Source organism: Streptomyces sp. NPDC048331, assembly GCF_043201215.1.
GTDB lineage: Bacteria > Actinomycetota > Actinomycetes > Streptomycetales > Streptomycetaceae > Streptomyces.
The window spans coordinates 1-25,352 of record NZ_JBICYT010000069.1 but is presented as its reverse complement, the minus strand read 5'-3'; the positions used below and the strand labels follow the sequence as shown (position 1 = coordinate 25,352).

21 protein-coding genes and 1 riboswitch are annotated in these 25,352 nt (G+C 71.5%); of the genes, 15 read left to right on the top strand and 6 right to left on the bottom strand.

Annotated elements, in window-relative coordinates:
- Window positions 1-1,130: 1,130 nt before the first annotated feature.
- The 3 genes from ACGFYY_RS40920 to ACGFYY_RS40910 form a co-directional block, all read right to left on the bottom strand.
- Window positions 1,131-1,937, bottom strand: coding sequence for an SDR family oxidoreductase (locus tag ACGFYY_RS40920; protein ID WP_393717516.1), 807 nt, complete (start codon window positions 1,935-1,937; stop codon window positions 1,131-1,133).
- A 53-nt stretch (window positions 1,938-1,990) separates the two neighbouring features.
- The gene (locus ACGFYY_RS40915) at window positions 1,991-2,890 is read right to left on the bottom strand and encodes an RNA polymerase sigma-70 factor (RefSeq protein ID WP_393717514.1); all 900 of its coding nucleotides are present in this window, start codon (window positions 2,888-2,890) and stop codon (window positions 1,991-1,993) included.
- Between the two features lie 100 nt (window positions 2,891-2,990).
- Window positions 2,991-5,366: a chitinase C-terminal domain-containing protein gene (locus ACGFYY_RS40910; protein WP_393717512.1), complete on the bottom strand. Its 2,376-nt coding sequence runs from the start codon at window positions 5,364-5,366 to the stop codon at window positions 2,991-2,993.
- Between the two features lie 287 nt (window positions 5,367-5,653).
- Window positions 5,654-5,784, top strand: a riboswitch (FMN riboswitch).
- Between the two features lie 218 nt (window positions 5,785-6,002).
- Between ACGFYY_RS40910 and ribD the strand changes: the two genes are divergently transcribed.
- The 11 genes from ribD (at window position 6,003) to ACGFYY_RS40855 (ending at window position 16,893) form a co-directional block, all read left to right on the top strand.
- Window positions 6,003-7,082, top strand: a complete 1,080-nt coding sequence (gene ribD / locus ACGFYY_RS40905) for a bifunctional diaminohydroxyphosphoribosylaminopyrimidine deaminase/5-amino-6-(5-phosphoribosylamino)uracil reductase RibD (RefSeq protein ID WP_393717518.1) — start codon at window positions 6,003-6,005, stop codon at window positions 7,080-7,082.
- Window positions 7,083-7,706: a riboflavin synthase gene (locus ACGFYY_RS40900; RefSeq protein ID WP_109780767.1), complete on the top strand. Its 624-nt coding sequence runs from the start codon at window positions 7,083-7,085 to the stop codon at window positions 7,704-7,706.
- Window positions 7,703-8,356 carry a nicotinamide riboside transporter PnuC gene (locus ACGFYY_RS40895; protein WP_393717510.1) on the top strand — a complete coding sequence of 218 codons (654 nt, stop codon included), beginning with the start codon at window positions 7,703-7,705 and terminating at the stop codon, window positions 8,354-8,356. Before ACGFYY_RS40900 ends, ACGFYY_RS40895 begins: the two co-directional genes overlap by 4 nt.
- Window positions 8,353-9,642: a bifunctional 3,4-dihydroxy-2-butanone-4-phosphate synthase/GTP cyclohydrolase II gene (locus ACGFYY_RS40890; protein WP_365274513.1), complete on the top strand. Its 1,290-nt coding sequence runs from the start codon at window positions 8,353-8,355 to the stop codon at window positions 9,640-9,642. Before ACGFYY_RS40895 ends, ACGFYY_RS40890 begins: the two co-directional genes overlap by 4 nt.
- A 62-nt stretch (window positions 9,643-9,704) precedes the next feature.
- Complete coding sequence (gene ribH, locus ACGFYY_RS40885) at window positions 9,705-10,190, top strand: 6,7-dimethyl-8-ribityllumazine synthase (protein ID WP_007262951.1); 486 nt, start codon at window positions 9,705-9,707, stop codon at window positions 10,188-10,190.
- Window positions 10,191-10,225: 35 nt separating this feature from the next.
- On the top strand, window positions 10,226-10,507 hold the full coding sequence (locus ACGFYY_RS40880) for a phosphoribosyl-ATP diphosphatase (RefSeq protein WP_030774590.1): 282 nt from the start codon (window positions 10,226-10,228) through the stop codon (window positions 10,505-10,507).
- Between the two features lie 55 nt (window positions 10,508-10,562).
- Complete coding sequence (hisG, locus tag ACGFYY_RS40875; RefSeq protein WP_030774588.1) at window positions 10,563-11,411, top strand: ATP phosphoribosyltransferase; 849 nt, start codon at window positions 10,563-10,565, stop codon at window positions 11,409-11,411.
- Between the two features lie 70 nt (window positions 11,412-11,481).
- Window positions 11,482-11,946 (top strand): PH domain-containing protein, encoded by a 465-nt coding sequence (locus ACGFYY_RS40870; RefSeq protein ID WP_365274507.1) that lies wholly within the window; start codon window positions 11,482-11,484, stop codon window positions 11,944-11,946.
- Between the two features lie 200 nt (window positions 11,947-12,146).
- Entirely contained in the window at window positions 12,147-13,553 is a 1,407-nt protein-coding gene (locus tag ACGFYY_RS40865) for a hemolysin family protein (protein ID WP_365274505.1), read from the top strand.
- A complete protein-coding gene (locus ACGFYY_RS40860) occupies window positions 13,550-14,590 on the top strand; it encodes a hemolysin family protein (protein ID WP_365274503.1) in 1,041 nt (346 codons plus the stop codon). Before ACGFYY_RS40865 ends, ACGFYY_RS40860 begins: the two co-directional genes overlap by 4 nt.
- Window positions 14,591-15,078: 488 nt before the next feature.
- Window positions 15,079-16,893, top strand: a complete 1,815-nt coding sequence (locus ACGFYY_RS40855) for a hypothetical protein (RefSeq protein ID WP_393717506.1) — start codon at window positions 15,079-15,081, stop codon at window positions 16,891-16,893.
- Between the two features lie 67 nt (window positions 16,894-16,960).
- Here the strand turns inward: ACGFYY_RS40855 and ACGFYY_RS40850 are convergent, their stop codons facing one another.
- Window positions 16,961-18,880, bottom strand: coding sequence for an AAA family ATPase (locus ACGFYY_RS40850; RefSeq protein WP_393717504.1), 1,920 nt, complete (start codon window positions 18,878-18,880; stop codon window positions 16,961-16,963).
- A gap of 378 nt (window positions 18,881-19,258) precedes the next feature.
- Window positions 19,259-19,891, bottom strand: coding sequence for a hypothetical protein (locus tag ACGFYY_RS40845; protein WP_365274492.1), 633 nt, complete (start codon window positions 19,889-19,891; stop codon window positions 19,259-19,261).
- A 126-nt stretch (window positions 19,892-20,017) separates the two neighbouring features.
- Between ACGFYY_RS40845 and ACGFYY_RS40840 the strand changes: the two genes are divergently transcribed.
- The 4 genes from ACGFYY_RS40840 to ACGFYY_RS40825 all read left to right on the top strand — a co-directional run bounded on the left by ACGFYY_RS40840 (window position 20,018) and on the right by ACGFYY_RS40825 (window position 23,879).
- The gene (locus ACGFYY_RS40840; RefSeq protein ID WP_393717502.1) at window positions 20,018-21,391 is read left to right on the top strand and encodes a peptidase C39 family protein; all 1,374 of its coding nucleotides are present in this window, start codon (window positions 20,018-20,020) and stop codon (window positions 21,389-21,391) included.
- A 98-nt stretch (window positions 21,392-21,489) separates the two neighbouring features.
- On the top strand, window positions 21,490-21,918 hold the full coding sequence (locus tag ACGFYY_RS40835) for an SPW repeat protein (RefSeq protein WP_393717500.1): 429 nt from the start codon (window positions 21,490-21,492) through the stop codon (window positions 21,916-21,918).
- 187 nt (window positions 21,919-22,105) lie between these two features.
- Window positions 22,106-22,258: an SCO1431 family membrane protein gene (locus tag ACGFYY_RS40830; RefSeq protein ID WP_393717499.1), complete on the top strand. Its 153-nt coding sequence runs from the start codon at window positions 22,106-22,108 to the stop codon at window positions 22,256-22,258.
- 448 nt (window positions 22,259-22,706) lie between these two features.
- A complete protein-coding gene (locus ACGFYY_RS40825) occupies window positions 22,707-23,879 on the top strand; it encodes an acyl-CoA dehydrogenase (protein WP_365274480.1) in 1,173 nt (390 codons plus the stop codon).
- A gap of 6 nt (window positions 23,880-23,885) precedes the next feature.
- Here the strand turns inward: ACGFYY_RS40825 and ACGFYY_RS40820 are convergent, their stop codons facing one another.
- The gene (locus ACGFYY_RS40820) at window positions 23,886-24,122 is read right to left on the bottom strand and encodes a hypothetical protein (RefSeq protein WP_365274477.1); all 237 of its coding nucleotides are present in this window, start codon (window positions 24,120-24,122) and stop codon (window positions 23,886-23,888) included.
- Window positions 24,123-25,352: the final 1,230 nt, after the last annotated feature.

Genomic DNA, 25,352 nt, shown 5'->3' with positions numbered 1-25,352 from the left:
CACGAAGACTGCCGGGAAACCCCCAAAAGAACGAGCCGGCCGATTCTTTCCGGGACGGGGCGATCAGAGATGCCCGACCCTGCTCCGGATGAGCACGGCCCCGAGACGGGCTCCTAGGAGGCCTTCCAGGTCGGTGGGGCGCGCCCGATCGCTACGCGCTCCTCACCTCTCAGCGTCCGACGACCGTCCGTGGCTGGACATAGGCCGCCCAGGCCACATGGGCGCTTCCCATTGCAAGCGCCCGCAGGCTCACCGGGTCGGACATAGGCCGCCCACGACCCGCAGACGCTCCCCCGTCCGAGGCGCCTGCAGCCCGACCGGGGCCGGGCATAGGCCGCCATCAATCTTGAACGCTTCTCGGCGACCGGGACCGACGGCCGTCAAGGGTTGACGAGAGGGGCGGACGGCCGACAGCTCGGCAGGCCAGTGGTGGATCCGGGTCAGCACGGACCCGGCACCATCAACCCATCCCCAAAGCGGGGCAACAGGGGCAAACCTCCGACCTTACGGGACACCCGTGCGCGCTGACCCGCATCCACGACGGAACAGCCGAAGTCCACGCCCTTCTCGCCCCGGACGACGGCCGCACGTCGTCGACGAGGACCCACGATCCGACCGGGTGGACCCACCTGCCGTCGGACGCCGTCTTCGAGGAACATGTGGCTGGTGGGCGGCCTATGACCGGCCACAGACGGCCGTCGGACGCTGAGAGCGAGAAGCGCACGGAAGCGTGGGCGGCCTATGTCCGGCCAAGGACGGTCGTCGGTCGCTGAGAGGTGAGGAGCGCGTAGCGATCGGGCGCGCCCCACCCGACCCGGCAGGTGGCCGTCATGGCCCCGTCTCGGCATCGCCCCCACCGGAGCAGGGTCGAGGGGTCTGTGATGTCCCCGCCCCTCAGACCTTCGACCGGCTCGTCCTTTTGGGGGCTTCCCGACAGTCTTCGTATGTCCGGGGCGGGACGGTCGGTCAAGGGTGGCCGAAGGCCATCGCGAAGCGACGCGACGACGAAGGAGGAGCGCCCTTGAGGGACCGGTCCGACCCGGAGAGACGATGGGACTGACGGGAAACCCCCACACACGTCACTGACCACCGCCCCGGCAGCTCCCGCCCCCGAAGCCCCCGCCCCGCCCCTACCGACCCCGCCGAGCCGCAGCCGCAGCCGCAGCCGCAGCCGCATCCGCAGCCGTCCCCGCCGCTCGCTCCGCGAATTCCGCGAACGTTCCGCGGCCCACCGCGTGGGACGGGGTCAGGTGACCGCCGCGCTTGAAGCCCGCGTAGGCCTTGCCCGCCAGGGGGACGGGGATCACCCGGCGGTGGCGGCCCGTCGCCTCCAGGTAGGTGCGGGCCAGGTCGGGCAGGGTGTGGATCTCCGGGCCGCCCATGTCCGTGACCCGGCCCGACGGGGTCGGGACCGCCAGTTCCGCCAGGCGGTCCGCCACCTCGTCGACGGCGATCGGCTGGACCCGTACCCCACCCGGCACCGGCGCGACCAGCGGCAGCTTCGCCGTCGTCTCCACCACCTGCGCCACCAGGTCGTGGAACTGCGTGGTGCGCAGTACGGTCAGGCCCAGCCCGGACTCCTCCAGCAGCCGCTCGACCCGCAGCTTCGTCCGGTAGTAGCCGAGCGGCACCACGTCCACCCCGACGATCGAGATGTAGACGATGTTGGTGACGGTCCCCGCCCGCCGGGCCGCGTCGATGAGGTGCCGGGTGGCGGCGACGTCGTCCTTGCCGCCGCCGCGCGTGTCGCTCGCGCAGTGCACCACCACCTCCGCGCCCGCCATCGCCGCGTCCAGCCCGCTGCCGTTCCGAAGGTCGACCGGGTACTCCGGGGCGTGCCGGCTCAGCGCGCGGACGTCGTGTCCCGCGTCGCGGAGCCGGTCCACGACCAGTACGCCGAGGGTGCCGGTGCCGCCGGTGACGAGGATGGTGCTCATGAGGTCCGCCTTTCGCCGATGTGGTTCTTTCCTCAGCGGAGACCGGACGGCCCTCAGGAATGTGACAGCTGCCGCTGGAGGAATTCCAGCTTCTCCGGGTTCAGTACCGTCCTGACCTCGCTGACCAGCCCGTTCTCGAACTCCACGAGGAGAACGGCCGTGTCGCCGAAGAGCAGCGCCGGTACCCCGTTGATCTCCGCGACGCCGACCGGCAGGTCCCCGGCGAACTTCTTGAGCACCCCGATCGCGAAACGGGCCACCTTCTCCCGGCCCAGGATCGGCCGCAGCGCCGCGCTGACCACGCCGCCGCCGTCCGACACGAACCGGACGTCGGCCGTCAGGAGTCCTTCCAGTCGGGCCAGGTCCCCGCCGCGCGCCGCCGTCATGAAGGTCTCCACGAGGCTCTGCCACCGTTCCGGGTCGGCTTCGAAGCGCCGCTCGGGCTCGGCCGCCCGTTCGGCGGCCACTCGGCCGGCCGCCCGCCGGTAGAGCTGTCGGCAGTTCGCCTCGGTGAGGTCCAGGACCCCGGCGATCTCCCGGTGGCTGTAGGCGAAGGCCTCGCGCAGTACGTAGACGGCCCGCTCGACCGGGGTGAGCCGCTCCAGCAGCACCAGCAGGGCCATGGACACGCTGTCCCGCTGCTCCGCGGACTCCAGCGGGCCGAGGGTGCCGTCGCCGGTGAGGACGGGCTCCGGGAGCCAGGGTCCGACGTACGCCTCGCGCCGGACCCGCGCCGAGGTGAGGGTGTTGAGGCACAGGTTCGTGACGACCTTGGCGAGCCAGGCGCCGGGGTGTTCGATCTCCGAGCGGTCCGCGGATGCCCAGCGCAGGTACGCCTCCTGCACGGCGTCCTCGGCCTCCGCGGCGGAGCCGAGCATGCGGTAGGCGATGCCGAACATCCGCGGACGGTTTTCCTCGAAGTCCGCGTCGGACGCGGCGACGTGTGTGGTCACCGCAGCAGCGTACGAGGCCGGGCGCGCGCGGAACGTGCGAGGACCCGGTGGCCGCCGGGCCACCGGGTCCTCACGTTCACTCACGGATCAGGGCGCGGGGTCAGCAGGCGCCCTGGTCCTTCCAGACACCCCAGTCACCGGTGGTGCCGGGCTCCTCGTTCTGCGTCCACCACTGGGCCTTCCAGTTGCGGCCCTTGTGGGAGACGAGGTTGCCGCTGTTGTAGATCGTGCCCGCCACGTACGCCGGGTTGGTGCAGGTCCCGCCCGGAGGCGTGGTCGGCGGAGTCGTGGGGGGAGTGGTCGGCGGGGTCGTCGGGGGAGTGGTGGGGGGTGTGGTCGGGGGCTGGGTGCCGCCGCCGGGCTGGACCAGGGTCGCACCGCGGGCCAGGTCGCCGGCGAGGGCGTAGGTGGTGCCGGAGATGGTCACCGTCCAGTTGGAGGGGGTGGACACCGGCAGGTAGTAGTTGAACGCCAGGTCGACGGAGGCGCCGGGGGCGAGGGTCTGCCAGGCCGGGAGCTTCAGGGAGACCCGCTGGAAGTCGCCCTTCAGGCCGCCGACGTTGTTGCCGGTGTGGCCGCTGCTGATCACGGTCGTGCCGAAGCCGGACTGGTCGGAGGCGTTGTTCGGGGCCGAGGTGCCGTAGTCGAACCGGAACTCGGTGCCGCCGGGCAGCGTGGCGTTCGTGTTGTTGGTGATCTTCAGCTTGGGGGTGAGCGGGTAGTTGGAGTCGCCCAGCTTGAACTCGGTGAACTCCGTCCTGATGTCCACGGCCTGGGTGGGCGGGGCGGTGGCGCCCGCCTTCTTCGCGCCGTAGGGGGAGGCCGACTTGAACTTCTGGTACATGGTGTCGGTGAGCGTGTCGCCCACCTCGTACTGGCCCTTGGCCGCGTTGTACGAGTAGTCGCCCGCGAGCTCCCAGACCATGGTGCCACCGATGCCCTTGTTCACGACGTAGTCGGCCTTGGCGGCCACCGACTGCTCGTCCTCGGTGGAGAGGAAGACCTTCTTCTGGGCGTTCCACAGCCACGGCGCCACCAGGGTGGAGTCGTACTTGCGGACGTAGGTGCCGGTCAGGGTGGTGTTCGCCGGGAAGCCGTACTTCGTGACGTAGTCGCCGACGACGCCCTTCTCCAGGTTCTTCGCGTGCCACATCGGGTTGGAGCCCGCGGGGGACTCGACCCCGTTGGTGTCCTTGTCGTGCCACAGGTTGTCGATGCCGACCGCGCCGTCGCCGCACTTGGTCAGGCCCGCGCCGGCCGGGCAGGTGGTCGCGGGGGCCTTGCCCCACAGGCCGTCGGTGCCGCCCTGCACGTTCTTGAAGCCGCGGGTGTAGTAGGGCAGGCCGATGTTGATGCGGCCGCCGGGCATCGAGCCGCGGAAGTAGTGGTAGGCCCAGTCGGTGTTGAGGTAGCCGACGCCGCCGTACTGGGAGGTGGAGTAGACGCCGGCGGCGGCGAGTTCGCCGTCCTTCCCGTCGTCGAAGAGCGAGGCGTTGGGGCCGACGTACTCGTTCCAGGCGCCGTGCAGGTCGTAGGACATGATGTTGACGTAGTCCAGGTACTTCTGGACCTGGAACGTCTCCATGCCGCGCAGCAGGTAGCCGGAGGAGGGGGCGGCGACGGAGAGCAGGTAGTGCTTGCCGTCGGCGGCGCCCGCGCGGTCGAGCTTCTCGCGCAGGGACTTCATCAGGGCGGCGTAGCCCTGGACCAGGCCGGCGCGGCGGGCGTTGGCGAGCTGCCAGTCCAGCGGGTTGCCGGCGTCCTTCATGGTGGTCGGGTACTCGTAGTCGATGTCGACGCCGTTGAAGCCGTACTTCCGGACGAACTCGACCGAGGAGTCGGCGAAGGTGTCGATGCCGGCCTGGTTGACCGAGCCGTCGGCGTTCGTGGCCATGGAGTAGAAGCCGCCGGAGGCGACCCGGTTGCCGTCGTCGCCGAAGTAGCCCCCGGTCTCCGCCCAGCCGCCGACCGAGATCAGCGTCTTGACGTTCGGGTACTGCTTCTTGAACTTGGTCAGCTGGTTGAAGTGGCCCTTGTAGGGGAGGGCCGGGTCCATCTCGGCGCCGGCGACACCGGGCCAGGTCATCCCGGTGGCGGCGTTGTTCACGCCGTCCGAGCCGACGGAGATCTTGTTGTCGGCGCCCACGTGGGCGAAGGCGTAGTTCAGGTGGGTGACCTTGGACCACGGGATGTTGTTGGCGAGGTAGGCGGGGGTGCCGTCCTTGCCGGTGCGCCAGCCCGTGAAATATCCGATGACGCGGCGCTGGTGGTCGGCGCCCATCTTCTCGCGACCTTCGGTGTCGTAGACCGAGCAGTACGGGACGTCGACGCCGGCGGTCTTGTAGAGCCCGTCGGGGCGACAGCCCTCGTTGTCGGCCGCGTGCGAGACGCCCGCCGAGAGCCCGCCCACCAGGAGTCCGGCGATCGCGGCGCCGGATGCCAGGAGCATCGCTCTCGAACGTGTGGGGGACAGCATTGTGCCTCCTGGGGAGGGGAGGATGCAGGACACAACTGGACACAACATGGAGCAACAGGAGTGGTGCGGAAGCGTGTTGGCCCGTGACGTGCGCACATCTGACGGGCTGTTCCCGGGAAGATGAAGGGAACGTTAAGAGGACTAGACCACCCGGGTCAATAGGTCTGGACCAACCCCGCCCGACTTGACAAAGTCCCCTCCGATACCGTCCCCCTGTGAGCCAGGCCACACCGCATCCCCCGCATGGCATCCGATCACCCGTGGCAAACTGGCTGGAGTACCAGTAGCAGCGCACTCCGGGGTCGGTGTAATTCCGAACCGGCGGTTATAGTCCGCGACCCGTCCGCAGCCAGCGGCCGGTTGACCAGGTGAGATTCCTGGACCGACGGTTAAAGTCCGGATGGGAGGCAGTGCGCGGCGGGCCAGTCACCGGTACGCCGCCGTCGGCGGTTCGTCGGCATATCCCTGCGGATGTGCCCGGTCGAACCGTTTTTCCGGCCTCGGCGTCCCCTGTGCGCTGTACCGCTTCATCTGTCGTATCCCGACAGGCCCCGGAGTCCGTGCCCGATGAGGCAGGAGGACCCGGTGGCGACCCACGTCGCGCACGCAGCAGCACCCGACGCGGACACCCGTGCCATGCGCCGAGCCATCGAGCTCGCCGCCCGCGGACTCGGCTCCACCAGCCCCAACCCCGTCGTCGGCTGCGTCATCACCGACGCCTCGGGCACGGTCGTCGGCGAGGGCTGGCACGAGCGGGCCGGCGGCCCGCACGCCGAGGTCCACGCCCTGCGCGCGGCGGGAGCGGCCGCCCACGGCGGCACCGCCTACGTCACCCTCGAACCCTGCAACCACACCGGCCGTACGGGGCCCTGCGCCCAGGCCCTCGCGGCCGCCGGGATCAGCCGCGTGGTCTACGCCGTCTCCGACCCGAACCCCCAGGCCAGCGGCGGCGGCGCCACCCTGCGCGCGGCCGGCATCGACACCGCGGCCGGACTCCTCGCGGACGAGGCCGAGGAGGGCAACGCCGCCTGGCTGACCTCCGTACGCCTGGGCCGGCCCCACGTCACCTGGAAGTACGCCGCCACCCTCGACGGCCGCAGCGCCGCCGCGGACGGCAGCAGCCGCTGGATCACCTCCGCCGAGTCCCGGGCCGACGTCCACCGGCTGCGCGCCGAGAGCGACGCCGTCCTCGTCGGCGGCGGCACCCTGCGTGCCGACGACCCGCACCTCGCCGTCCGCGGCATCGAAGGCGCCACGCAGCCGCTGCGCATCGCCCTCGACACCCGCGCCGAGCTCCGGCCGACCGCCCGCGTCCTCGACGACGCCGCGCCCACGCTGCTCGTCGTGGGAGAGGACGCCGACACCCGGCACCTGCCCGACGTCGAACTGCTCCGGCTGCCCCTGCACGACGGCCGCGTCGGCGTCCACGACCTGCTCACCCCCCTGTTCCGACGCGGCGTCCGCTCCGTGCTGCTGGAGGGCGGGCCGACACTGGCCGGCGCCTTCCTCGAGGCCGGCGCCGTCGACCGCGTCATCGGCTACCTCGCCCCCGCCCTGCTCGGCGCCGGCCCCACGGCCCTCGCCGACGCCGGGATCAAGAACATCTCCGATGCGCGGCGCCTCGACCTCACCGAGGTCGTCCGCATCGGCCCCGATCTCCGCATCACCGCAGTCCCCGTCCCCGTCACCACCTCCACCGCCACCAAGGAGCACTGAGTGTTCACCGGAATCGTCGAAGAACTGGGCGAGGTCACCGCTGTCGAGCAGCTCGAGGAAGCCTCCCGCTTCCGGCTGCGCGGCCCCCTCGTCACCGAGGACGCCAAGCACGGTGACTCCATCGCGGTCAACGGCGTCTGCCTCACCGTCGTGGAGACCGCGGACGGCGAGTTCACCGCCGACGTCATGCAGGAGACGCTCAACCGCTCCAGCCTCGGCGCCCTGACCGCGGGCTCCCGGGTCAACCTGGAACGCCCGATGGCCCTCGGCGGCCGGCTCGGCGGCCACCTGGTCCAGGGACACGTGGACGGCACCGGCGAGATCATCTCCCGGACCCCCTCGGAGCACTGGGAGATCGTCAAGGTCGCCCTCCCGAAGAACCTCTCCCGCTACGTCGTCGAGAAGGGCTCCATCACGGTCGACGGCGTCAGCCTCACCGTGGTCGAGGCCGCCGCCGACTGGTTCACCATCAGCCTCATCCCCACCACCCTCGCGCTGACCACCCTCGGCATCAAGCAGAGCGGCGACCCGGTCAACCTGGAGGTCGACGTCCTCGCGAAGTACGTCGAGCGCCTCCTGGCCGCCGGCGTGGACCCGCTGCACGCGACGGGAGACGCGCAGTGAGCGCCCTGACCTGGCTCAACGCGGAGGCCTTCACCGTCTTCGGCCAGAAGGTCATCTGGTCCGACATGATCGGCAACCTGATGGGCCTGGCCGCGCTCGCCCTCGGCTGGCGCCGCTCCCTCTGGACCTGGCCCGCCCAGCTCCTCTCCGGCCTGATCCTCATCGCCGCCTACGCCTCCGCCCACCTCGCGGGCGGTGTCGGCAAGCAGCTCCTCGTCATCGGCGTGGCCGTGTGGGGCTGGCGCGCCTGGCAGCTCGGCCGCCAGAAGGCCCAGGACGGCTCGATCGCCGTGCGCACCGCCACCTGGAAGGAGCGCGGGCTGCTCCTGGGCGGCGCGGCGCTCGGCACCCTCGCCGTCGGCGGCCTCTTCACGCTCTTCCCGAACCTGTCGTGGAGCCCGTGGGCCGACGCCTACATCTTCGTCGGCACCATCGTCGCGATGGTGGCCCAGGCCCGCGGTCTCGTCGAGTTCTGGTTCGCCTGGCTCCTCGTCGACCTGGTCGGCGTCCCCCTCGCCTTCACCAACGGCCTGGCCTTCTCCGGCCTCGTCTACGTCGTGTACTTCGCCCTCGTGTTGTGGGGCGCCTACGACTGGTACCAGCGTTCTCGCACCAACCCCGCCCCGGCCCTGGAAGGAGCAACGGCATGACCAGCCTCAAGCCCGTGCCCGACATCCCCGAAGAGACCTTCCGCCTCGACCCGGTCGAGCAGGCCATCCGCGACATCGCGGCGGGCCGCCCCGTCGTCGTCGTCGACGACGAGGACCGCGAGAACGAGGGCGACCTCGTCATCGCCGCCGAGAAGGCCACCCCCGAGATCATCGCCTTCATGATGAGCGAGTGCCGCGGCCTGATCTGCGCCCCCATGGAGGGCCCCGAGCTCGAGCGCCTCGAACTCCCGCAGATGGTCCAGAACAACACCGAGTCGATGAAGACCGCCTTCACCGTCTCCGTCGACGCGAGCGCCGCCCACGGCGTCACCACCGGCATCTCGGCCGCCGACCGCGCCACCACCCTGCGCCTGCTCGCCGACGGGGTCTCCGAGCCTGGCGACTTCGTCCGCCCCGGCCACATCTTCCCGCTGCGCGCCAAGCCCGGCGGCGTCCTGGTCCGCAACGGCCACACCGAGGCCGCCGTCGACCTCGCCCGCCTCGCGGGCCTGCGCCCGGCGGGTGCCATCGTGGAGATCGCCGGCGAGGACGGCGTCATGCTGCGCCTGCCCGAGCTGATCCCCTTCGCCCGCAAGCACGGCCTGACGATCATCTCCATCGAGGACCTGATCGCCTACCGCCGCTCCGCCGAACCCACCGTGCGCCGCGAGGCCGAGGTCAGCCTGCCGACCGCCTTCGGCGAGTTCACGGCCTACGGGTACCGCTCCACCGTCGACGGCGTCGAGCACGTCGCGCTCGTCCACGGCGAGATCGGCGACGGCACCGACATGCTGGTCCGCATGCACTCCGAGTGCCTCACCGGCGACATCTTCGCCTCCCAGCGCTGCGACTGCGGCCCGCAGCTGCACGCCTCCATGGAACGCATCAAGGCGGACGGCCGCGGCATCGTCGTCTACCTGCGCGGACACGAGGGCCGCGGCATCGGACTCCTGTCCAAGCTGCGCGCGTACGAGCTCCAGGAGCGCGGCCGCGACACCCTCGACGCCAACCTGGAACTCGGCCTGCCCGCCGACGCCCGCGACTACGGCGCCGGCGCCCAGATCCTCGCCGACCTCGGCGTGCACACCGTCCGACTGATGACCAACAACCCTGAGAAGTCCGACGCCCTCGTCCGGCACGGCATCACGGTCACCAGCCGGGAGTCCATGCCGGTCGAGGCCGGCGAGCACAACCTGCGGTACCTGCGCACCAAGCGGGACCGGATGGGCCACGACCTGCCCTGGCTGGACGGGCCCGTGACCACCTCCGCCTGCGGCAACCAGTAGGTACGCACCACCACCCGTACGTACATCCACCACCCCATCACGAACCACCGAGGAGCAGAGCTGTGAGCGGCAAGGGCGCACCCGAACTGAGCGTGAAGAACTGCGGAGACCTGCGAGTCGCCGTGATCGCGGCCCAGTGGCACGAGAAGGTCATGGACGGACTGGTCGACGGAGCCCTCCGGGCCCTGCACGAGCTGGGCATCGACGAGCCCACCCTGCTCCGGGTCCCCGGCAGCTTCGAGCTCCCGGTCGTGGCGAAGGTACTGGCCGGTCGCGGTTACGATGCCATCGTCGCCCTCGGAGTGGTCATCCGCGGCGGCACCCCGCACTTCGACTACGTCTGCCAGGGCGTCACCCAAGGCCTGGTACAGGTGTCGATCGACACCGGAGTCCCCGTCGGCTTCGGAGTACTGACCTGCGACAACGACGAGCAGGCGCTGGACCGCGCCGGCCTCGAGGGGTCGAACGAGGACAAGGGGCACGAAGCGGTCACCGCCGCCGTCTCCACCGCCATGACCCTGCGCACCGTCAGCGAACCCTGGCGCTGAGTGGCGACGGGGAACCCCGTATTCTGAGGACCATCATGGCTGACAAGACCCCCAAGACCTTCGAGGAGCTCTTCACCGAGCTCCAGCGCAAGGCCGCCGAAGGCGACCCCAGCACCTCCCGCACCGCCGAGCTCGTCCACAAGGGCGTCCATGCCATCGGCAAGAAGGTCGTCGAGGAGGCCGCCGAGGTCTGGATGGCCGCCGAGTACGAGGGCAAGGAAGCCGCCGCCGAGGAGATCTCCCAGCTGCTCTACCACGTCCAGGTGATGATGGTGGCGCGCGGGATCTCCCTCGACGACGTCTACGCCCACCTCTGAGTCCGGCACGCACACCCGCCCGTGATCCCGTCACCACGCACCAAAAGGAAGCCCCATGCTGCGCATCGCCGTCCCCAACAAGGGTTCACTCTCCGGACCGGCGTCGGCGATGCTGCATGAGGCCGGCTACCGGATGCGCAAGGAGTCCAAGGAGCTCGTGGTCGTCGACCCCGAGAACGAGGTGGAGTTCTTCTACCTCCGCCCCAAGGACATCGCCATCTACGTCTCCTCCGGCAAGCTGGACATCGGCATCACCGGCCGTGACCTGCTGCTCGACTCCGGCGCCAGCGCCGAGGAGATCCTCCCGCTGAACTTCGGGCGCTCCACCTTCCGCTACGCCACCAGGCCCGGCACCGCGAAGGGTCCCGAGGACTTCACCGGGATGACGATCGCGACCTCGTACGAGGGAATCGTCGCCAAGCACCTCGCCGAGCAGGGCATCGACGCCTCCGTCGTGCACCTGGACGGCGCGGTCGAGACCGCGATCCAGCTCGGCGTGGCGCAGATCATCGCGGACGTCGTCGAGACCGGCACCAGCCTGCGCAACGCGGGCCTGGAGATCATCGGCGAGCCGATCATGACCTCCGAGGCCGTCGTCATCCGCAGCAGCGCCTCCGACCCCGAGGACCCGCGCGCCCAGCAGTTCCTGCGCCGCCTCCAGGGCGTCCTGGTGGCCCGCAGCTACGTGATGATGGACTACGACTGCCGCGCCGAGCACCTGGAGCGCGCCGTCGCCCTCACCCCCGGCCTGGAGTCGCCGACCGTCTCCCCGCTGCACAACGAGGGCTGGGTCGCCGTCCGCGCGATGGTCCCCGCCAAGGAAGCCCAGCGGATCATGGACGATCTGTACGAACTCGGCGCGCGCGCGATCCTCACCACCTCGATCCACGCCTGCCGCCTCTAGGACGGTGACCGGCGTGCCCCACCGGCACGCCCCACCCGACCCGCACGCCACTTCCAGAAGGCACCGCACCATGGCCGAGTCCGCCGCCCAGCCCGCCACACCCACCCTGCCGGTCACCTTCCGGCCGACCCGCACCCGGGTCGTCCTGCTGGGCGTCGGGCTCGCCATGTTCGCCACCATCACGGCGATCGCGCTGCTGCTGGAGAACCTCAGCCCGGGCGAGCGGATCAGCTTCGTCTTCACCGCCGTCCTGCTGAGCTCCGTACTCGTCCTGCTCAGCCGCCCCAAGGTGGTCGCGGACGAGACCGGCGTCACAGTCGTCAACCTGACCAACACCCGCCGCCTGGAGTGGGCCCAGATCCTGCGGGTCAACCTCCGCCCCGGCGACCCGTGGGTGTTCCTCGACCTCAGCGACGGCACCAGCCTGCCCGCCCTCGGCATCCAGCCCGGCGTGGCCAAGCAGCAGGCGATCGGCGACGCCCGCGCCCTGCGCGCCCTGGCCGAAGCCCACGGAACGGGTGCCGGCGACCACTGAGTCGGCCCATCCGCACGGCTGCGTACCGTTGCGGCCTGGATATCAATGACTACCCTGGTGGCGGGGCGCAGCTGTGCGCCCTCCCACCGGCCCCGGGACCTCGTGGCCCGTGGGCACCTGCGACTTGAGGAGTGACTCCCTCCAGCAATGGACGGATCGTCCGGTAGTACCCGCGCCGCCCTCCCCTCGGAGACGGCGGCATGACCATCCCGCTACTTCTGCTCGCGGCGGCCTTCGCCCTCATCCTCGCCAACGGTTTTTTCGTGGCCGCCGAGTTCGGCCTCGTCACCGTGGAGCGACCCGAGGCCGAACGCGCCGCAGCCGACGGTGACCGCCGTGCCCGCACGGTGGTCAAGGCCCTGGGGGAGCTGTCCTTCCAGCTCTCCGGCACCCAGCTCGGCATCACCATCACCTCCCTCGTGGTCGGCATGCTCGCCGAGCCCGCCCTGGCCGCACTGCTGGCCGGGCCGCTCGCCGCGACCGGTCTGCCGAAGGGAGCCGTCTCCGGCGTCGCCGTCGTCATCGGCATGCTGCTCGCCTCCGCCGTCCAGATGGTCGTCGGCGAGCTCGTCCCGAAGAACTGGGCGGTCTCCAGGCCGCTCCAGGTGGCGCGGTTCGTCGCCGGCCCGCAGAACGGCTTCTCCCGTGCCTTCCGGCCGGTGATCGCCGCACTCAACGCCGTGGCCAACCGCCTCGTACGGGCGCTCGGCGTCGAACCGACCGAGGAGATGGCCTCCGCCCGGACACCGGGCGAACTGCTCTCTTTGGTCCGCCATTCGGCCCAGGCCGGCGCCCTCGAACAGGACACCGCCGACCTCTTCGTCCGCACCCTCTCGCTGGGCGAGCTCACGGCCCAGCACGTCATGACCCCCCGGGTGAAGGTCAGCGCCCTGATGCACACGGCCACCGCGGCCGACGTGCTCAACCTCACCCGCGCCACCGGCCTGTCCCGCTTCCCGGTCTACCGCGACCGCATCGACGAGATCACCGGCGTCGTCCACCTCAAGGACGCCCTCGCCGTGCCCGAGTCGGAACGCGACCGCACGTCCGTGAGCCGGATCTGCGTCGCCCCGCTGCTGGTGCCCGGCTCGCTGCCGGTGCAGCCGCTGCTGGAGCGGCTGCGCAGCGAACAGCCGATGGCCGTGGTCGTCGACGAGTACGGCGGCACCGCCGGCGTCGTCACGCTGGAGGACATCGTGGAGGAACTCGTCGGCGAGGTCCGCGACGAGCACGACTTCGCCGAGGACGAGACCCCCGAACTGGCCGCCGTACCGGCCGAGGACGGCCGCCCCTCCTGGGAGGCCGACGGCAGCTGCCGGGTCCAGACCCTGCGTCGGATAGGCCTGGAAGTCCCCGAAGGCCCGTACGAGACCGTCGCCGGCCTCGTCGCCGACCTGCTCGGCCGCATCCCCGCTCCCGGGGACCGGGCGGAGCTCCCCGGCTGGAAGCTGTCCGTCCGCCGGGTCGGACGCAACCGTGCCGAGCGGGTCCGGCTGGTCCGGCTCGCCGCGGTGCCCGCGGCCGGCGCGTACCGGTCCGCCTCCGCGGCCGACGGCGCGACCGTGCTCGCACCCGAGCGTGCCGAGCTGGAAGGCGCCGCCCGATGAACGCGCTCCAACTCGTCTTCGCGCTGCTGCTGGTCCTCGCCAACGGCTTCTTCGTCGGCGCCGAGTTCGCACTCGTCTCCGTACGGCGCAGCCAGATCGAGCCCCTCGCGGCCGAATCGGCCCGGGCCCGCCAGGTGCTCCACGGCCTGGAGAACCTGCCCCGCATGATGGCCGCGGCGCAGTTCGGCATCACCGTCTGCTCGCTCACCCTCGGCGCGGTCGCCGAGCCCACCGTGGCCCGGCTGTTGGAGCCCGTCTTCCACGCCGTCCACGTACCGCAGGGCCTGATCCACCCCCTCGGTTACGTCGTCGCGCTGAGCGCGGTGGTCTTCCTGCACCTGGTGATCGGCGAGATGGTGCCGAAGAACCTGGCGATGGCCGCCCCGGAGAGGACCGCCCTGTGGTTCAGCCCCGGCCTGGTCGCCTTCGCCCGCCTGTGCGGGCCGGTCACGACCGCGCTCGGCGCCTGCGCCAAGCTCGTCCTGAAGCTGTTCAAGGTGGAGCCCAAGGACGAGGTCGAGGCCGTCTACACCTCCGCCCAGCTGGGCCGGCTGCTCAAGGACTCCCGGCAGGCCGGGCTCCTGGAGCCGGTCGAGCAGGAGCGGTTGGAGGACGCGTTGGAACTGGGCAGCCGCCCGGTCACCGACGTCCTCCTCGGCCCGGACCGGCTGGTCACGGTCGGCCCGGCGGTGACCCCGCGGCAGATCGAGCAGCTGACCGTGCGCACCGGCTACTCCCGATTCCCCGTTCGTGCCGACAGTGGCGCCTTCATGGGCTACCTGCACGTCAAGGACGTACTGGACCTGGAGGATCGGGAGCGGGCCGTCCCGCAGCGGGTCTGGCGCCGGATGACCACCCTGTGTTCGACCGTGCCGTTGGACGACGCCCTCGGCGTCATGCGCCGGGACGCCACACACCTGGCACAGGTGGCGGACCCGGGCGGCCGGGTCCTCGGCCTGGTCGCCCTGGAGGACGTCCTCGAGATGCTGGTCGGTGAGGTCCGCGACCCGGCCCACCGGGTGACGTTCGCCCGCTAGGCGATCGGATCGCCCCGCCCCGGGCCCGCGAGGGTCCGGGGCGCAGCCGGCGTGACTCCGGTGTGAAGTCGGTCACATGAGGTCGGTTCGGGGGCGTTCCGGTGAACCGGGAGCGAGCCACGGCCGTCTTGCGGGCCGGATCGTCGGTCCGGGTGTCCGAGCCGGACTTCACGGCCGCGAAACGGAACATTACGACGCCGGCGATCTACCGGCTCCCCGGTCCGGCTCCGGCCGCGGCACCCCCGGGGACGCCGAGGGGCCCGGTCGGCGTGCGTCGGCCGGCTCGCGATCGACCGACCGATCCCCTGTTCGACCAGGAGGCCGGCGGGGGCATCATGCCGGTTTGCTAGCGTGTCGGCGTGGAGTCCCGTCGGCGTGCCGGGGACGCGTGTCGGCCCGGTGTCACCGGCCGGCGCCCGCTGACCTCGCTCGCCCCGTCGAGCCGGTCCGACCTGCGGCAGAGAGCCGCTTCACGGAAGCGATGTGACATGACGGATTTGGCACCGAACATCATCGGCGCCCCCTCCAGCACGTCGGACGGCGCCGAAGGCGCCCCGTCCGACGGGAAGTCGAAGGCCCTGACGGGCGGCCGCTTCGACCGCTGGACGCAGAAGCGCTGGTTCCTCCCGCTGGGGGAGGTCGTGGTCAGTGTCGTCGTCGCTCTCGGCTTCATGCTGCTCTGCACGCACATCAGCGTCAACCCTGTCACCCGGATCGGTCAGGTCAGCGGCCTCGCCAAGGTCCAGCAGTACGCGGCGCTGGTCGGCATACCGGTCCTCGCCGTGCTCCTGTTCCTCGCCTACCGGGGCACCCTGCGCTACTACCAGGTCGCGCAGCGGCTGGTGTGCGCGGCCCTCGCGGGCCTGGCCACCGGAATCGTCGCCGGCGGCGTGGCGGTCGCCCTGAACGGCACGCCGTGGGGCCTGGGTGGCCAGGAGGGCGACCCCGGCAACCTCATGGGCATGGCCAACGACATGATGCGCCACAAGGGCCTGCCGGGCGTCTACCCGCCGCTCTTCCCCGCCCTGCTCGCGCTCTGGGCCAAGGTCTTCCACAACGGCATCGCCGGAGTGGGCCACGCGCTCAAGGACCTCCAGCTGATCCTCAGCGCACTGGTCGGACCGATGGCCTACCTCGGATGGCGCCTGCTGCTGCGCCCCTTCTGGGCGATGGCGATCGCCGTGCCGGCCTCGATCGTCTTCCTCGACCCGATCCGCCCCTACAGCCACGGATCGATGCTCGTCCTGCTGCCGCTGCTGGCGGCCTGCTTCCGCGAGATCCGCCGGGCCGAAACGCTCTCGACGCGTTCGACCGTGCTGCGAGGCATCGGCTTCGGCGCCGCGTTCGGCGTGATGTTCCTCTGGTACTCGGGTTGGTACCTGTGGGCCGCTCCGGGCGCCTTCGTCCTCGCCCTGCTGCTGTTCCCGTGGCGCCGGGGCCGGACGGCCGTCAAGCGCGCGGTGCTGTTCCTCGGCACCATCCTGTTCACCGCCGCCGTGATCGGCGCGCCGCTGCTGTACCAGCTGGTCCGCCTGGGCGCCACGACGAAGGACCGCTACGCGTACATCAACACCTACATCGACCCGGCCTACGTGCTGGGCTGGGCGTCCGACCGCGCCGGCGACCTGACGTACCACAACTTCCCGGTGTCGGGCGAGCTGGCCGGCCAGACCGGCTTCAGCGTGCTGCTCCTCCTGGGCGTGGGCATCGGCGTGGGCCTCGGCCTGCGCAACATCGTGGTCCGCACCGCCGGTTTCGTGCTGGCCGGTGCCTGGTTGCTGCGCTTCTGGTTCGCCTCCCACATGGAGCACAACCAGGCCGTCCAGCTGTACCCGCGCACCACCTGGATCATCTACTACTGCCTGATCATCCTGGCCGTCCTCGGCCTGATGCTCACGTACCAGCGCGGCTTCGGCTGGATCCGCGGCACGCTGAAGGAGGTCGCCCCGGGCCGGGCCGCCCGGATCTCGCCGCGTGCGATGTCCCAGCTCGCCGCCGGCCTGATCTGCGCGATCGCCCTCTTCGCCACCATGGGCGGCTCGTGGTCGGCCAACCGCTTCATGCCGTCCACCAACCCGGGCGTCGAGGATCTGGGCCTGGACGCGCTGCGCGCCCACCAGCAGCAGCTGGACAACGGGAAGTGCCCCAAGTACTCGCCGGACAAGGGCAAGAAGGCCTGCAAGCCGATCAACATGCGCCTGTCCGAGTACACGTTCGAGCCGGACAAGGGGCGCCTGTGGTGCGCCAACACGAGCGGCGAGACCCGCGACCTCGTCTGCGGCCGCCCGCCGGAGAAGAACTGACCGCTCAGTACCGCACGCCACCGGGGCCCGTCACGACGGGCCCCGGTGGCGTTTCCGCCGAACCTCCTCAGAGGGCCCCGGGCTCCGGCCGCTCCTGCGGGCCCCGGCCCGACAGGACCTCCCCGTAGGCTTGCATCAGGTCCGGCAGCCGGAGCGTCGCCAGGTCGTCCCGCGACGGCTCGCCCGCGAAGCCCGCCAGCCGCAGGTCCCGGTACGCACAACTCTTCTCGTACAGGGTCCGCAGGAAGCGGCCGTTGCCGAGCTCGTCGATCCAGCCCTGCTCCACCACGTGCGCGGAGATGCTGCGCAGCTCCTCCAGCGACTCCTCGTCCCAGTGGTCCCCGTTCGCGTCCGCCAGCACCCCGCCGATCGCGGTCAGTTCCAGCGGCCGGTAGCTGGGGAAGTCCACCCGGGTGGTGAAGCGCGAGGACAGCCCCGGATTCGCGGCCAGCAGCCGGTCCATCCCGGCCGGGTAGCCCGCCAGGATGACCACCAGGCGGTCACGGTTGTCCTCGGCCCGCTTCAGCAGCACCTGCAAGGCCTCGTCGCCGTACGCGTCACCCTTGCTGTACCCCGAGTTCGACAGCGAGTAGGCCTCGTCCACGAACAGCACCCCGCCGATCGCCGAATCGATCAGCTCGTTCGCCTTCACCGCCGTCTGCCCGAGGAACTCGCCCACCAGGTCGGCCCGCTGTGCCTCCACCAGGTGGTCGCCGCCGAGCAGCCCCAGCGCGTAGAAGACCCGGCCCAGGATCCGGGCCACCGTCGTCTTGCCCGTACCGGACGGCCCCGAGAACACGAAATGCCGCTTCGGCGGCTGCACCGGCAGCCCCTGACCCGCTCGCAGCCGCGCCATGTGCAGCTGCGCCGAGAGCGCCTTCACCTGCCGCTTGACCGGCTCCAGGCCCACCATCCGCTCCAGCTCCGCCAGCGCCTCGGCGAGCGCCGCCGGGTCCGCCGGACCGGTCGGCAGCCCCTCGGGCGTGCCCTGCGGCGGGACCGGCGTCTTGCGCCGCACCCCCTCCACCCGGCCCGTCGGGGGAGTGGGCGGAGCCGGCGGATCGGGCTCCGGCGGGCCGTCCGCCGCGATGTCCTGGACGGGGCCGCCGCCCAGCGCGACCGCCGCGAAGTCCCCGCCGGCCGGCGACGGGCCGTGTCCGCTGTAGCTCCCGTACGCGGCGTACCCCGCCAGACCCGCCAGGTCGGCCACGCCGTCGGTGTCGTCCCCGTCCTCGATGGCCGTCAGCCGGGCCGCGGTGTCCATGAACGAGGGATCCACCCGGTGCACCGCCCGGTACAGCGGCAGCGCCGCCGCACTGCGCCCGGTGCCCTCCCGCGCCCGCGCCAACCAGTAGCGCAACTCCTTGCGTTGGGGCTGCTCACTGCGACACCGCATGAGCGCCGCCGCCAGCATGGGCTCCGCCTGCCCGTACATCTCCAACCGGACCCGCGCCATCCCACCGAACAGCCCCGCCTCGATGCCCAGCAGCGGATCGTTCACCAGCGGCTCGGTGTGCCGGACCAACTGCTCCCAGTCCTTGACCAGATAGGCCCGACAGGCGTGCAGGAAACGTACCTGCGCGTCGGTGTCCACCGGCGGCAGAGCGGCCAGCGCCTGGTCCAGCTCGGGCACGTGCCGGCCGTCCAACCAGTGCGAGGCGTGGGCGAGGAGCAGGTCCCGCCGGCTCTCCAGCACCGGCTGCACCCACCAGCCCAGCCAGTACCAGGAGTTCAGCGTGCGCCGGTGCCGGGCGCGCTGCTCGCCGAACCGGTCCCGGTGGGCGTACATCCGAAGTAACGCGTTGCCGGTGTCCACCCGGAGCGCGTGCAGGCCCAACCACGCGTCGGCCATGGTGGGGTCGAGTCGTACGGCCGCCCGGAACTCCTCCTCGGCCTGCGGATAGGCGCCCATGGTGCAGGCGTCGACCCCGCGCAGCCAGGCGAGTTCGGCCGGGGCGTGCATGCTGCCCGGCGTGCCGAAATCCATCACGTCCCCCACAAGCCTGCCCCCGTGGTGCGCGGCAACCCACGTGACGAGCACATGAGTTGCCCACTGCGCCGATGAAATCAGGGCTGCATCGTACCTGCGGTCACGCACCTTACGTAGGGCGCGACGGACCCGGTTCCGGCGTGCGCCCCTGGAGCTGACGGTGACTCAGGGTGAAGGATCGGGGTGGATCGGCCTCGCGCGGAACCGCCGTGGAGGGGTTCGCGGGCAGAACGAAGCCCCCGATCACGGGGGAACAACCGGGGGCTTCGTGTCCGCGGCAGCCTGTGAAGGCCTCGCATTGAGAACGTAAGGCCGTCGCGGGCCCCAGGTCAAGCGGGTCGGCCGGGCCCCGGCGGAGCGGATTTCCGGAGCCGTTCAGGCCCGGGGGAGTTCGTCACTCCCGGTGACGGAAGCGGAGGTTCCCGCCGTCGCACGAGCCCCGGAAGTCCACTCGTATCCCGTACCGCTCTGGCGCACCAAGGTGTCGGCGAAGGGGCGTGAAGGGTCGTTGGAGAAGTGCGCGCGCTCCGCGCGCTCCCATCCGTCCCAGAAGTCGGACAGTTCCCGCCCGTCCCGGTTTCGCCCACGTTGCCAGGACCGCTCGCGCGCCGTCTCCATCCACAGCAGACGCGCCAGCCGCGGCCGCAGTGCCGCCCGCCCCGCCCCGACCCCCTCGACCAGGAGCACCGGCGCCGGCTCCAGCACCCGCTCCGGCCCGAACCGGCGCTCCACCCAGTCGTACGGGGACCAGTGCGCGGGCCGCCCGGCGGCGAGCGGCTCCAGCACCTGAGCCCGCAGCCGCTCCTCCCAGTCGAACAGCTCCTCATGGGTGGCGACGTCGTCCAGGTGCAGCACGGGCGCCCCCAGCACCGCGGCGAGCCGCCCCGCGAAGGTGCTCTTCCCGGATCCCGCGTGCCCGTCGATCCCGATCAGGCGCACCGGGCCGAGGGAGGGCGGCAGGGCGGCGAGCTCCCGGGCGAGTGACTCAAGTGACTGCTGTGGCTCCACCCGACCAGCCTAGACAGACCCGACACGACCCGTGGCTTCGGGCCGCCGCCGCCGGGAACTGGAAGGGTGATGCCGGACGGCGGCCGACAGCCACCGAAGTGCCGACCCACCCTGGGGGAACCCGCGATGACCGAACCCACTCCGCGCAGGGCCGTACTCGTCGCCGCACTCGCGGTCGCCACCGCGGCCGCCGCCACCACCGTCCCGGGCGGCGGCGCCTCGGCGGCCCCGCCCACCCCTCCCACCCCACGGGCCGCCGGCCGCACCGTCGACAACCGCTTCTGGTACTCCTACGGCCACTGGCTCGCCGGCACCCACCAGGGCACCACCGCGGTCGGCGGCGCCCTTCCCGGCCTGGAGATCGCCACGGCCGTCGGCCGCACCGAGTACGCCGACCCGCACACCGGCCGCAAGAGCACCTGGGAGTACGCCACCTGGACCTCGCCCGTGCACCGCTCCACCGTGCCCGCCACCGAGGCCATCGCCTCCTGGAACGCCCGCACCCCGGCCGGCACCTGGATCCGGATCGACCTGCGCGGCACCTACACCGACGGCACCACCACCCCCTGGTACGTGATGGGCCGCTGGGCCTCCGGCGAGACGGACATCCGCCGCACCTCGGTGGACGGCCAGAGCGACGGCAGGTCCACCGTCTGGACCGACACCCTCGCCCTCGACACACCGACCGCGACCGCCGGCCTGCGGATCGCGGCCTGGCAGCTGCGCCTCACCCTCCACCGCCGGCCGGGCGCCGAGCAGAGCCCCACGGTCCGGCTCGCGGGCGCCATGGTCTCCGACGTCCCGGACCGCTTCGGCGTCCCGGCCTCCGCCCCCTCCGGTATCGCCCACGAGCTGAAGGTCCCGCGCTACTCGCAGGAGGTCCACGCCGGCCGGTACCCCGAGTACGACAACGGCGGCGAGGCCTGGTGCAGCCCCACCTCCTCACAGATGATCATCGAGTACTGGGGCGGCAAAGCCCCCGCCTCCGCCCTGACCTGGGTGAACCCCACGTACTCCGACCCACAGGTCTGCCACGCCGCCCGCTCCACCTACGACGCCGCCTACAAGGGCTGCGGCAACTGGCCCTTCAACGCCGCGTACGCCGCCACCTACCCCGGCCTCGCCGGCGTCGTCACCCGCCTCACCTCCCTGACCGACCTGGAGACCCTGGTCCGGGCCGGCATCCCGGCCATCACCTCCCAGTCCTTCCGCCCCGAGGAGCTCACGGGCGCGGGCTACGGCACGGCCGGCCACCTGATGACCGTCATCGGCTTCACCGCCGCCGGCGACGTGATCGCGAACGACCCCAACTCGCGCGACAACGCCGCCGTGCGCCGCGTCTACCGGCGCGCCGAGTGGGAGAACATCTGGCTGCGCACGAAGCGCACGGGCACCTCCGGCAAGGTCACCTCGGGCTCCGGAGGCATCTGCTACCTCTACGCGCCGACCCGTCCGAGCCCGGCTCAGTTCCGGGCGCTGCGCGCGGTGGGGGTGCTGTGAGACGGCCGCGAATTTGCCCGTTGACCAAGGGGTATGGATAAGCGGAACATAGTGGGGTAAATGGCACATAAAGGCTTCTCAGTAGGAGGCGGCCCGCCATGACCACCCACCCCATCGAGCACCACCCCGACCTCGCCGAGATGCGCACCCGGTTCGAGCGGGTGACCAGCACTCCCCGGGCGCAGGCCGTCGAAGCGCTGGCCCTGATCACGGGCCTGTACCTGGCCGCCTCGCCCTGGATCGTAGGATTCAGCGGCCTCGCCCCGCTGGCCATCAACAACCTGATCGCCGGCCTCGCCTTCTGCCTGTGCATGAGCGGGCTGGGTTCCGCCTACGAGCGCACCCACGCGATGGCGTGGACGGCGGTCGCCCTCGGTGCGTGGACGATCATCGCCCCGTGGGCCATCGCCGGCGAGATGGACACGACGCGAACGGTGGTCAGCAACGTGATCGCCGGAGGTGTCGCCCTGTGCCTGGGCCTCGCGATGGCGGCCATGGCGAGCCGCGACCGTGAGTCCCGCGTCTGACCGGGGTGCCGGAGGAAGCGTCGGATGAGGGAACAGCCCACCGGGTCCCGGCCGAGGAGGTCGGGGCCCGGTCGTCGGCGCACCCGAATCCGCGCCCGTCCTGTCCTGGAATATCGGTTTATGCGTGACGTATGCCACCCATGACGTCCCTACCGCGAAAGCCGCGAGCGCCGGCACATTGGACGCCATGACTGCCGACAGCGCCACCCCCCTCGCCGCCCCCCAGGACCTCGTCCGCACCGGAGGCCCCAAGGACGACTCCAGCTGGCTGGAGCACGTACTGGGCTGGACCCTCGTGGTCGTCGTCGCCATGTTCGTCACCCAGGTCGGCTGGTTCTGAGCCCCTCCCCGCCCAGGATCACGAGGCCGTCGGCCCCGGTCCGTCCGGCTCGGCGCGCAGGGCCGAACTCGTGGCCTCGGGGTGCGGGTCGTGGGCCGACACCGGCACCGACCCCGGTTGGCGGCGACACCGACCTCCCGGACCGGCCCGATCGCACCGGGCTCGGGCCCTGCCGGTGGGCCGGCCGCGCGCGACACCGAAGGTGATCGAGGAATTCGTCCCGGAGTGTCCGGCACCTCCCGACCCCGAAAAGCCGCTCCATCCGCTCGGTGATCTTGCCCCGGTGACGGGAAGCCCCTGATCGGGCATACTCAAGCCGCCGCAGCCGCTGAACAGCCCCTTCCGTGACCCGGGAGGGCAACATCGGCTGTGAGAGAACCGAGACCCGGCGGCGCGTCCCACACCTCACGCGTCGCCGCCGTTCCCGACCAGGGAGGAGAGCGCCGCCATGACTGACCGCGCCCCGCAGCCGGTGGACCGACAGCTGCCCACCGAGGAGTCCCGGGACCTCCTCGCCCTCGTACGCGAGATCGCGCAGCGCGAGATCCGCCCCAAGGCAGCCGAGGAGGAGGACTCCGGCCGGTTCCCGCGGGAGGTCTTCACCCTGCTGTCCGAGGCCGGACTGCTCGGCCTTCCCTACCCCGGGGAATTCGGCGGCGGCGAGCAGCCGTACGAGGTCTACCTCCAGGTCCTGGAGGAGCTGGCCGCGGCCCGCCTGACCGTCGGCCTCGGCGTCAGCGTGCACTCCCTGGCCTGCCACGGCCTCGCCGGCTACGGCACCAAGGAGCAGCAGAGCGCCCACCTGCCCGCGATGCTCGGCGGCGGCCTGCTGGGCGCCTACTGCCTCTCCGAGCCGGCCGCCGGCTCCGACGCCGCCTCGCTCACCACCAAGGCGGTGCGCGACGGCGACGACTGGATCATCACCGGCACCAAGGCCTGGATCACCCACGGCGGCGTCGCCGACTTCTACACCGTCCTCGCGCGCACCGGCGCCCAGGGCCCCAAGGGCATCACGGCCTTCCTGGTCCCCGGGGACGTGGAGGGTCTCACCGCGGCCGTGCCCGAGAAGAAGATGGGCATGAAGGGCTCGCCCACCGCCCAGCTGCACTTCGACGGCGTACGGGTGCCCGACGCCCGCCGCATCGGCGAGGAGGGGCAGGGCTTCACCATCGCTCTGGCCGCACTGGACGCCGGCCGCCTGGGCATCGCCGCCTGCGCCATCGGCGTCGCCCAGGCCGCGCTGGACGAGGCCCTGACGTACGCCCTGGACCGCAAGCAGTTCGGGCACCCGATCGCGGACTTCCAGGGGCTGCGCTTCATGCTGGCCGACATGGCCACCAAGATCGAGGCGGGCCGGGCGCTCTACCTCGCGGCCGCGCGGCTGCGGGACGCGGGCAAGCCGTTCTCCCGCCAGGCGGCCATGGCCAAGCTGTTCTGCACGGACGCGGCGATGTCCGTCACCACGGACGCGGTGCAGGTCCTCGGCGGCTACGGCTACACGGCGGACTTCCCCGTCGAGCGGCTCATGCGCGAGGCCAAGGTGCTCCAGATCGTGGAGGGCACCAACCAGATCCAGCGCATGGTCATCGCCCGCCACCTGGCGGGCCCGGAGACGCGCTGACCTCGGTCAGTACAGCCCGCTGCTGGTGCTGGGCCAGACCGGGGAGGACGTGAGCCGCGACCACTCCGGATCACGCCGGCCGGGCAGCGTCCGGCCGGCATCGGCCCACCGCGCCAGCAGATCCCGGTAGATCGGCGGGTCCGGCACCTGCGGCGCCTGCTCACGCGGACGCTGAACCGATTCTTCGAAACCCTGCGCCGCCGAGCGACGCCTTCGGCCCGTTGAAGCCTGAAGCATGGTCATACCCGGCCAACGCGGAACCGAAGGGCCGGGTAATCGCCCCCGGGGTGCGGCTATCCGTTCGAGATGTCGCCGGGGGCGGGCGGGGCGGGGCGGGGCGGGGGCTTCGGGGGCGGGAGCTGCCGGGGCGGTGGTCGGTGAGGTGTATGGGGGTTTCCCGTCAGTCCCATCGTCTCTCCGGGTCGGGCCGGTCCCTCAAGGGCGCTCCTTCGTCGCGTCGCTTCGCGATGGCCTTCGGCCACCCTTGACCGACCGTCCCGCCCCGGACATACGAAGACTGCCGAGAAGCCCCCAAAAGAACGAGCCGGTCGATCCTTTCAGGGACGGGGCGATCACAGACCCCCGACCCTGCTCCGGTGGGGGCGATCCCGAGACGGGCCCCCAGGAGGCCTTCCGTGTCGGTGGGGCGCGCCCGATCGCTACCCGCTCCCCACCTCCTGGCGTCCGACGACCGTCCGTGGCTGGACATAGGCCGCCCACCACCCGCAGGTGCTTCCGATGGGAGGCGGCTGCAGGCTGACCGGACTTGGACAGAGGCCGCCATCCCCCTTGGGCGCTTCTCGGTGACCGCGACCGGCGGCCGTCAGGGGCTGACGAGAGGCGATGAGAGGGGCGGACGGCCGACAGCTCGGCTGATCCGTGGTGGATGCGGGTCAGCGCGAGCCCGGCATCACCAACCCACCACCAAAGCGGGGCAATAAGGGCAATCTTTCGGCCTTCCGGACCGCCCACGCGCGCCGACCCGCATCCACGACGGAATAGCCGAAGTCCGCTCCTTTTCACCCCGGACGGTGGCCGGACGACGGCCGCACGTCGTCGACGAGGGCCCACGATCCGACCGGGTGGCCCACCGGCCGTCTGACGCCCTCACAGCCGAACGTCCTGGAGGCTCGGGCGGTTATGACCGGCCACAGGCGATCGTCGGACGCTGCGAGTGGGAAGCCGCCGGGTGGTGGGCGGCCTATGTCCGGGGCCACAGACGGTCGTCGGACGCTGAGAGCGAGAAGCGCACGGGAGCGCGGGCGGCCTATGTCCAGCCCAGGACGGTCGTCGGACGCCAGGAGATGGGGAGCGGGTAGCGATCGGGCGCGCCCCACCCGACCCGGCAGGTGGCCGTCATGGCCCCGTCTCGGGGCCGTGCTCACCCGGAGCAGGGTCGGGTATCTGTGATCAGCCCGTCCCTCAGGCCTACGACCGGCTCGTTCTTTTGGGGGTTTCCCGGCAGTCTTCGTA

Bases quoted from the DNA above. Each gene is read 5' to 3' on its own strand.
- ACGFYY_RS40920 (WP_393717516.1), bottom strand. From the start codon at position 1,937: ATGAGCACCATCCTCGTCACCGGCGGCACCGGCACCCTCGGCGTACTG.
- ACGFYY_RS40910 (WP_393717512.1), bottom strand. From the start codon at position 5,366: ATGCTGTCCCCCACACGTTCGAGAGCGATGCTCCTGGCATCCGGCGCC.
- ribD (WP_393717518.1), top strand. From the start codon at position 6,003: ATGCGCCGAGCCATCGAGCTCGCCGCCCGCGGACTCGGCTCCACCAGC.
- ACGFYY_RS40890 (WP_365274513.1), top strand. From the start codon at position 8,353: ATGACCAGCCTCAAGCCCGTGCCCGACATCCCCGAAGAGACCTTCCGC.
- ACGFYY_RS40880 (WP_030774590.1), top strand. From the start codon at position 10,226: ATGGCTGACAAGACCCCCAAGACCTTCGAGGAGCTCTTCACCGAGCTC.
- hisG (WP_030774588.1), top strand. From the start codon at position 10,563: ATGCTGCGCATCGCCGTCCCCAACAAGGGTTCACTCTCCGGACCGGCG.
- ACGFYY_RS40870 (WP_365274507.1), top strand. From the start codon at position 11,482: ATGGCCGAGTCCGCCGCCCAGCCCGCCACACCCACCCTGCCGGTCACC.
- ACGFYY_RS40865 (WP_365274505.1), top strand. From the start codon at position 12,147: ATGACCATCCCGCTACTTCTGCTCGCGGCGGCCTTCGCCCTCATCCTC.
- ACGFYY_RS40860 (WP_365274503.1), top strand. From the start codon at position 13,550: ATGAACGCGCTCCAACTCGTCTTCGCGCTGCTGCTGGTCCTCGCCAAC.
- ACGFYY_RS40855 (WP_393717506.1), top strand. From the start codon at position 15,079: ATGACGGATTTGGCACCGAACATCATCGGCGCCCCCTCCAGCACGTCG.
- ACGFYY_RS40850 (WP_393717504.1), bottom strand. From the start codon at position 18,880: ATGGATTTCGGCACGCCGGGCAGCATGCACGCCCCGGCCGAACTCGCC.
- ACGFYY_RS40840 (WP_393717502.1), top strand. From the start codon at position 20,018: ATGACCGAACCCACTCCGCGCAGGGCCGTACTCGTCGCCGCACTCGCG.
- ACGFYY_RS40835 (WP_393717500.1), top strand. From the start codon at position 21,490: ATGACCACCCACCCCATCGAGCACCACCCCGACCTCGCCGAGATGCGC.
- ACGFYY_RS40830 (WP_393717499.1), top strand. From the start codon at position 22,106: ATGACTGCCGACAGCGCCACCCCCCTCGCCGCCCCCCAGGACCTCGTC.
- ACGFYY_RS40825 (WP_365274480.1), top strand. From the start codon at position 22,707: ATGACTGACCGCGCCCCGCAGCCGGTGGACCGACAGCTGCCCACCGAG.
- ACGFYY_RS40820 (WP_365274477.1), bottom strand. From the start codon at position 24,122: ATGACCATGCTTCAGGCTTCAACGGGCCGAAGGCGTCGCTCGGCGGCG.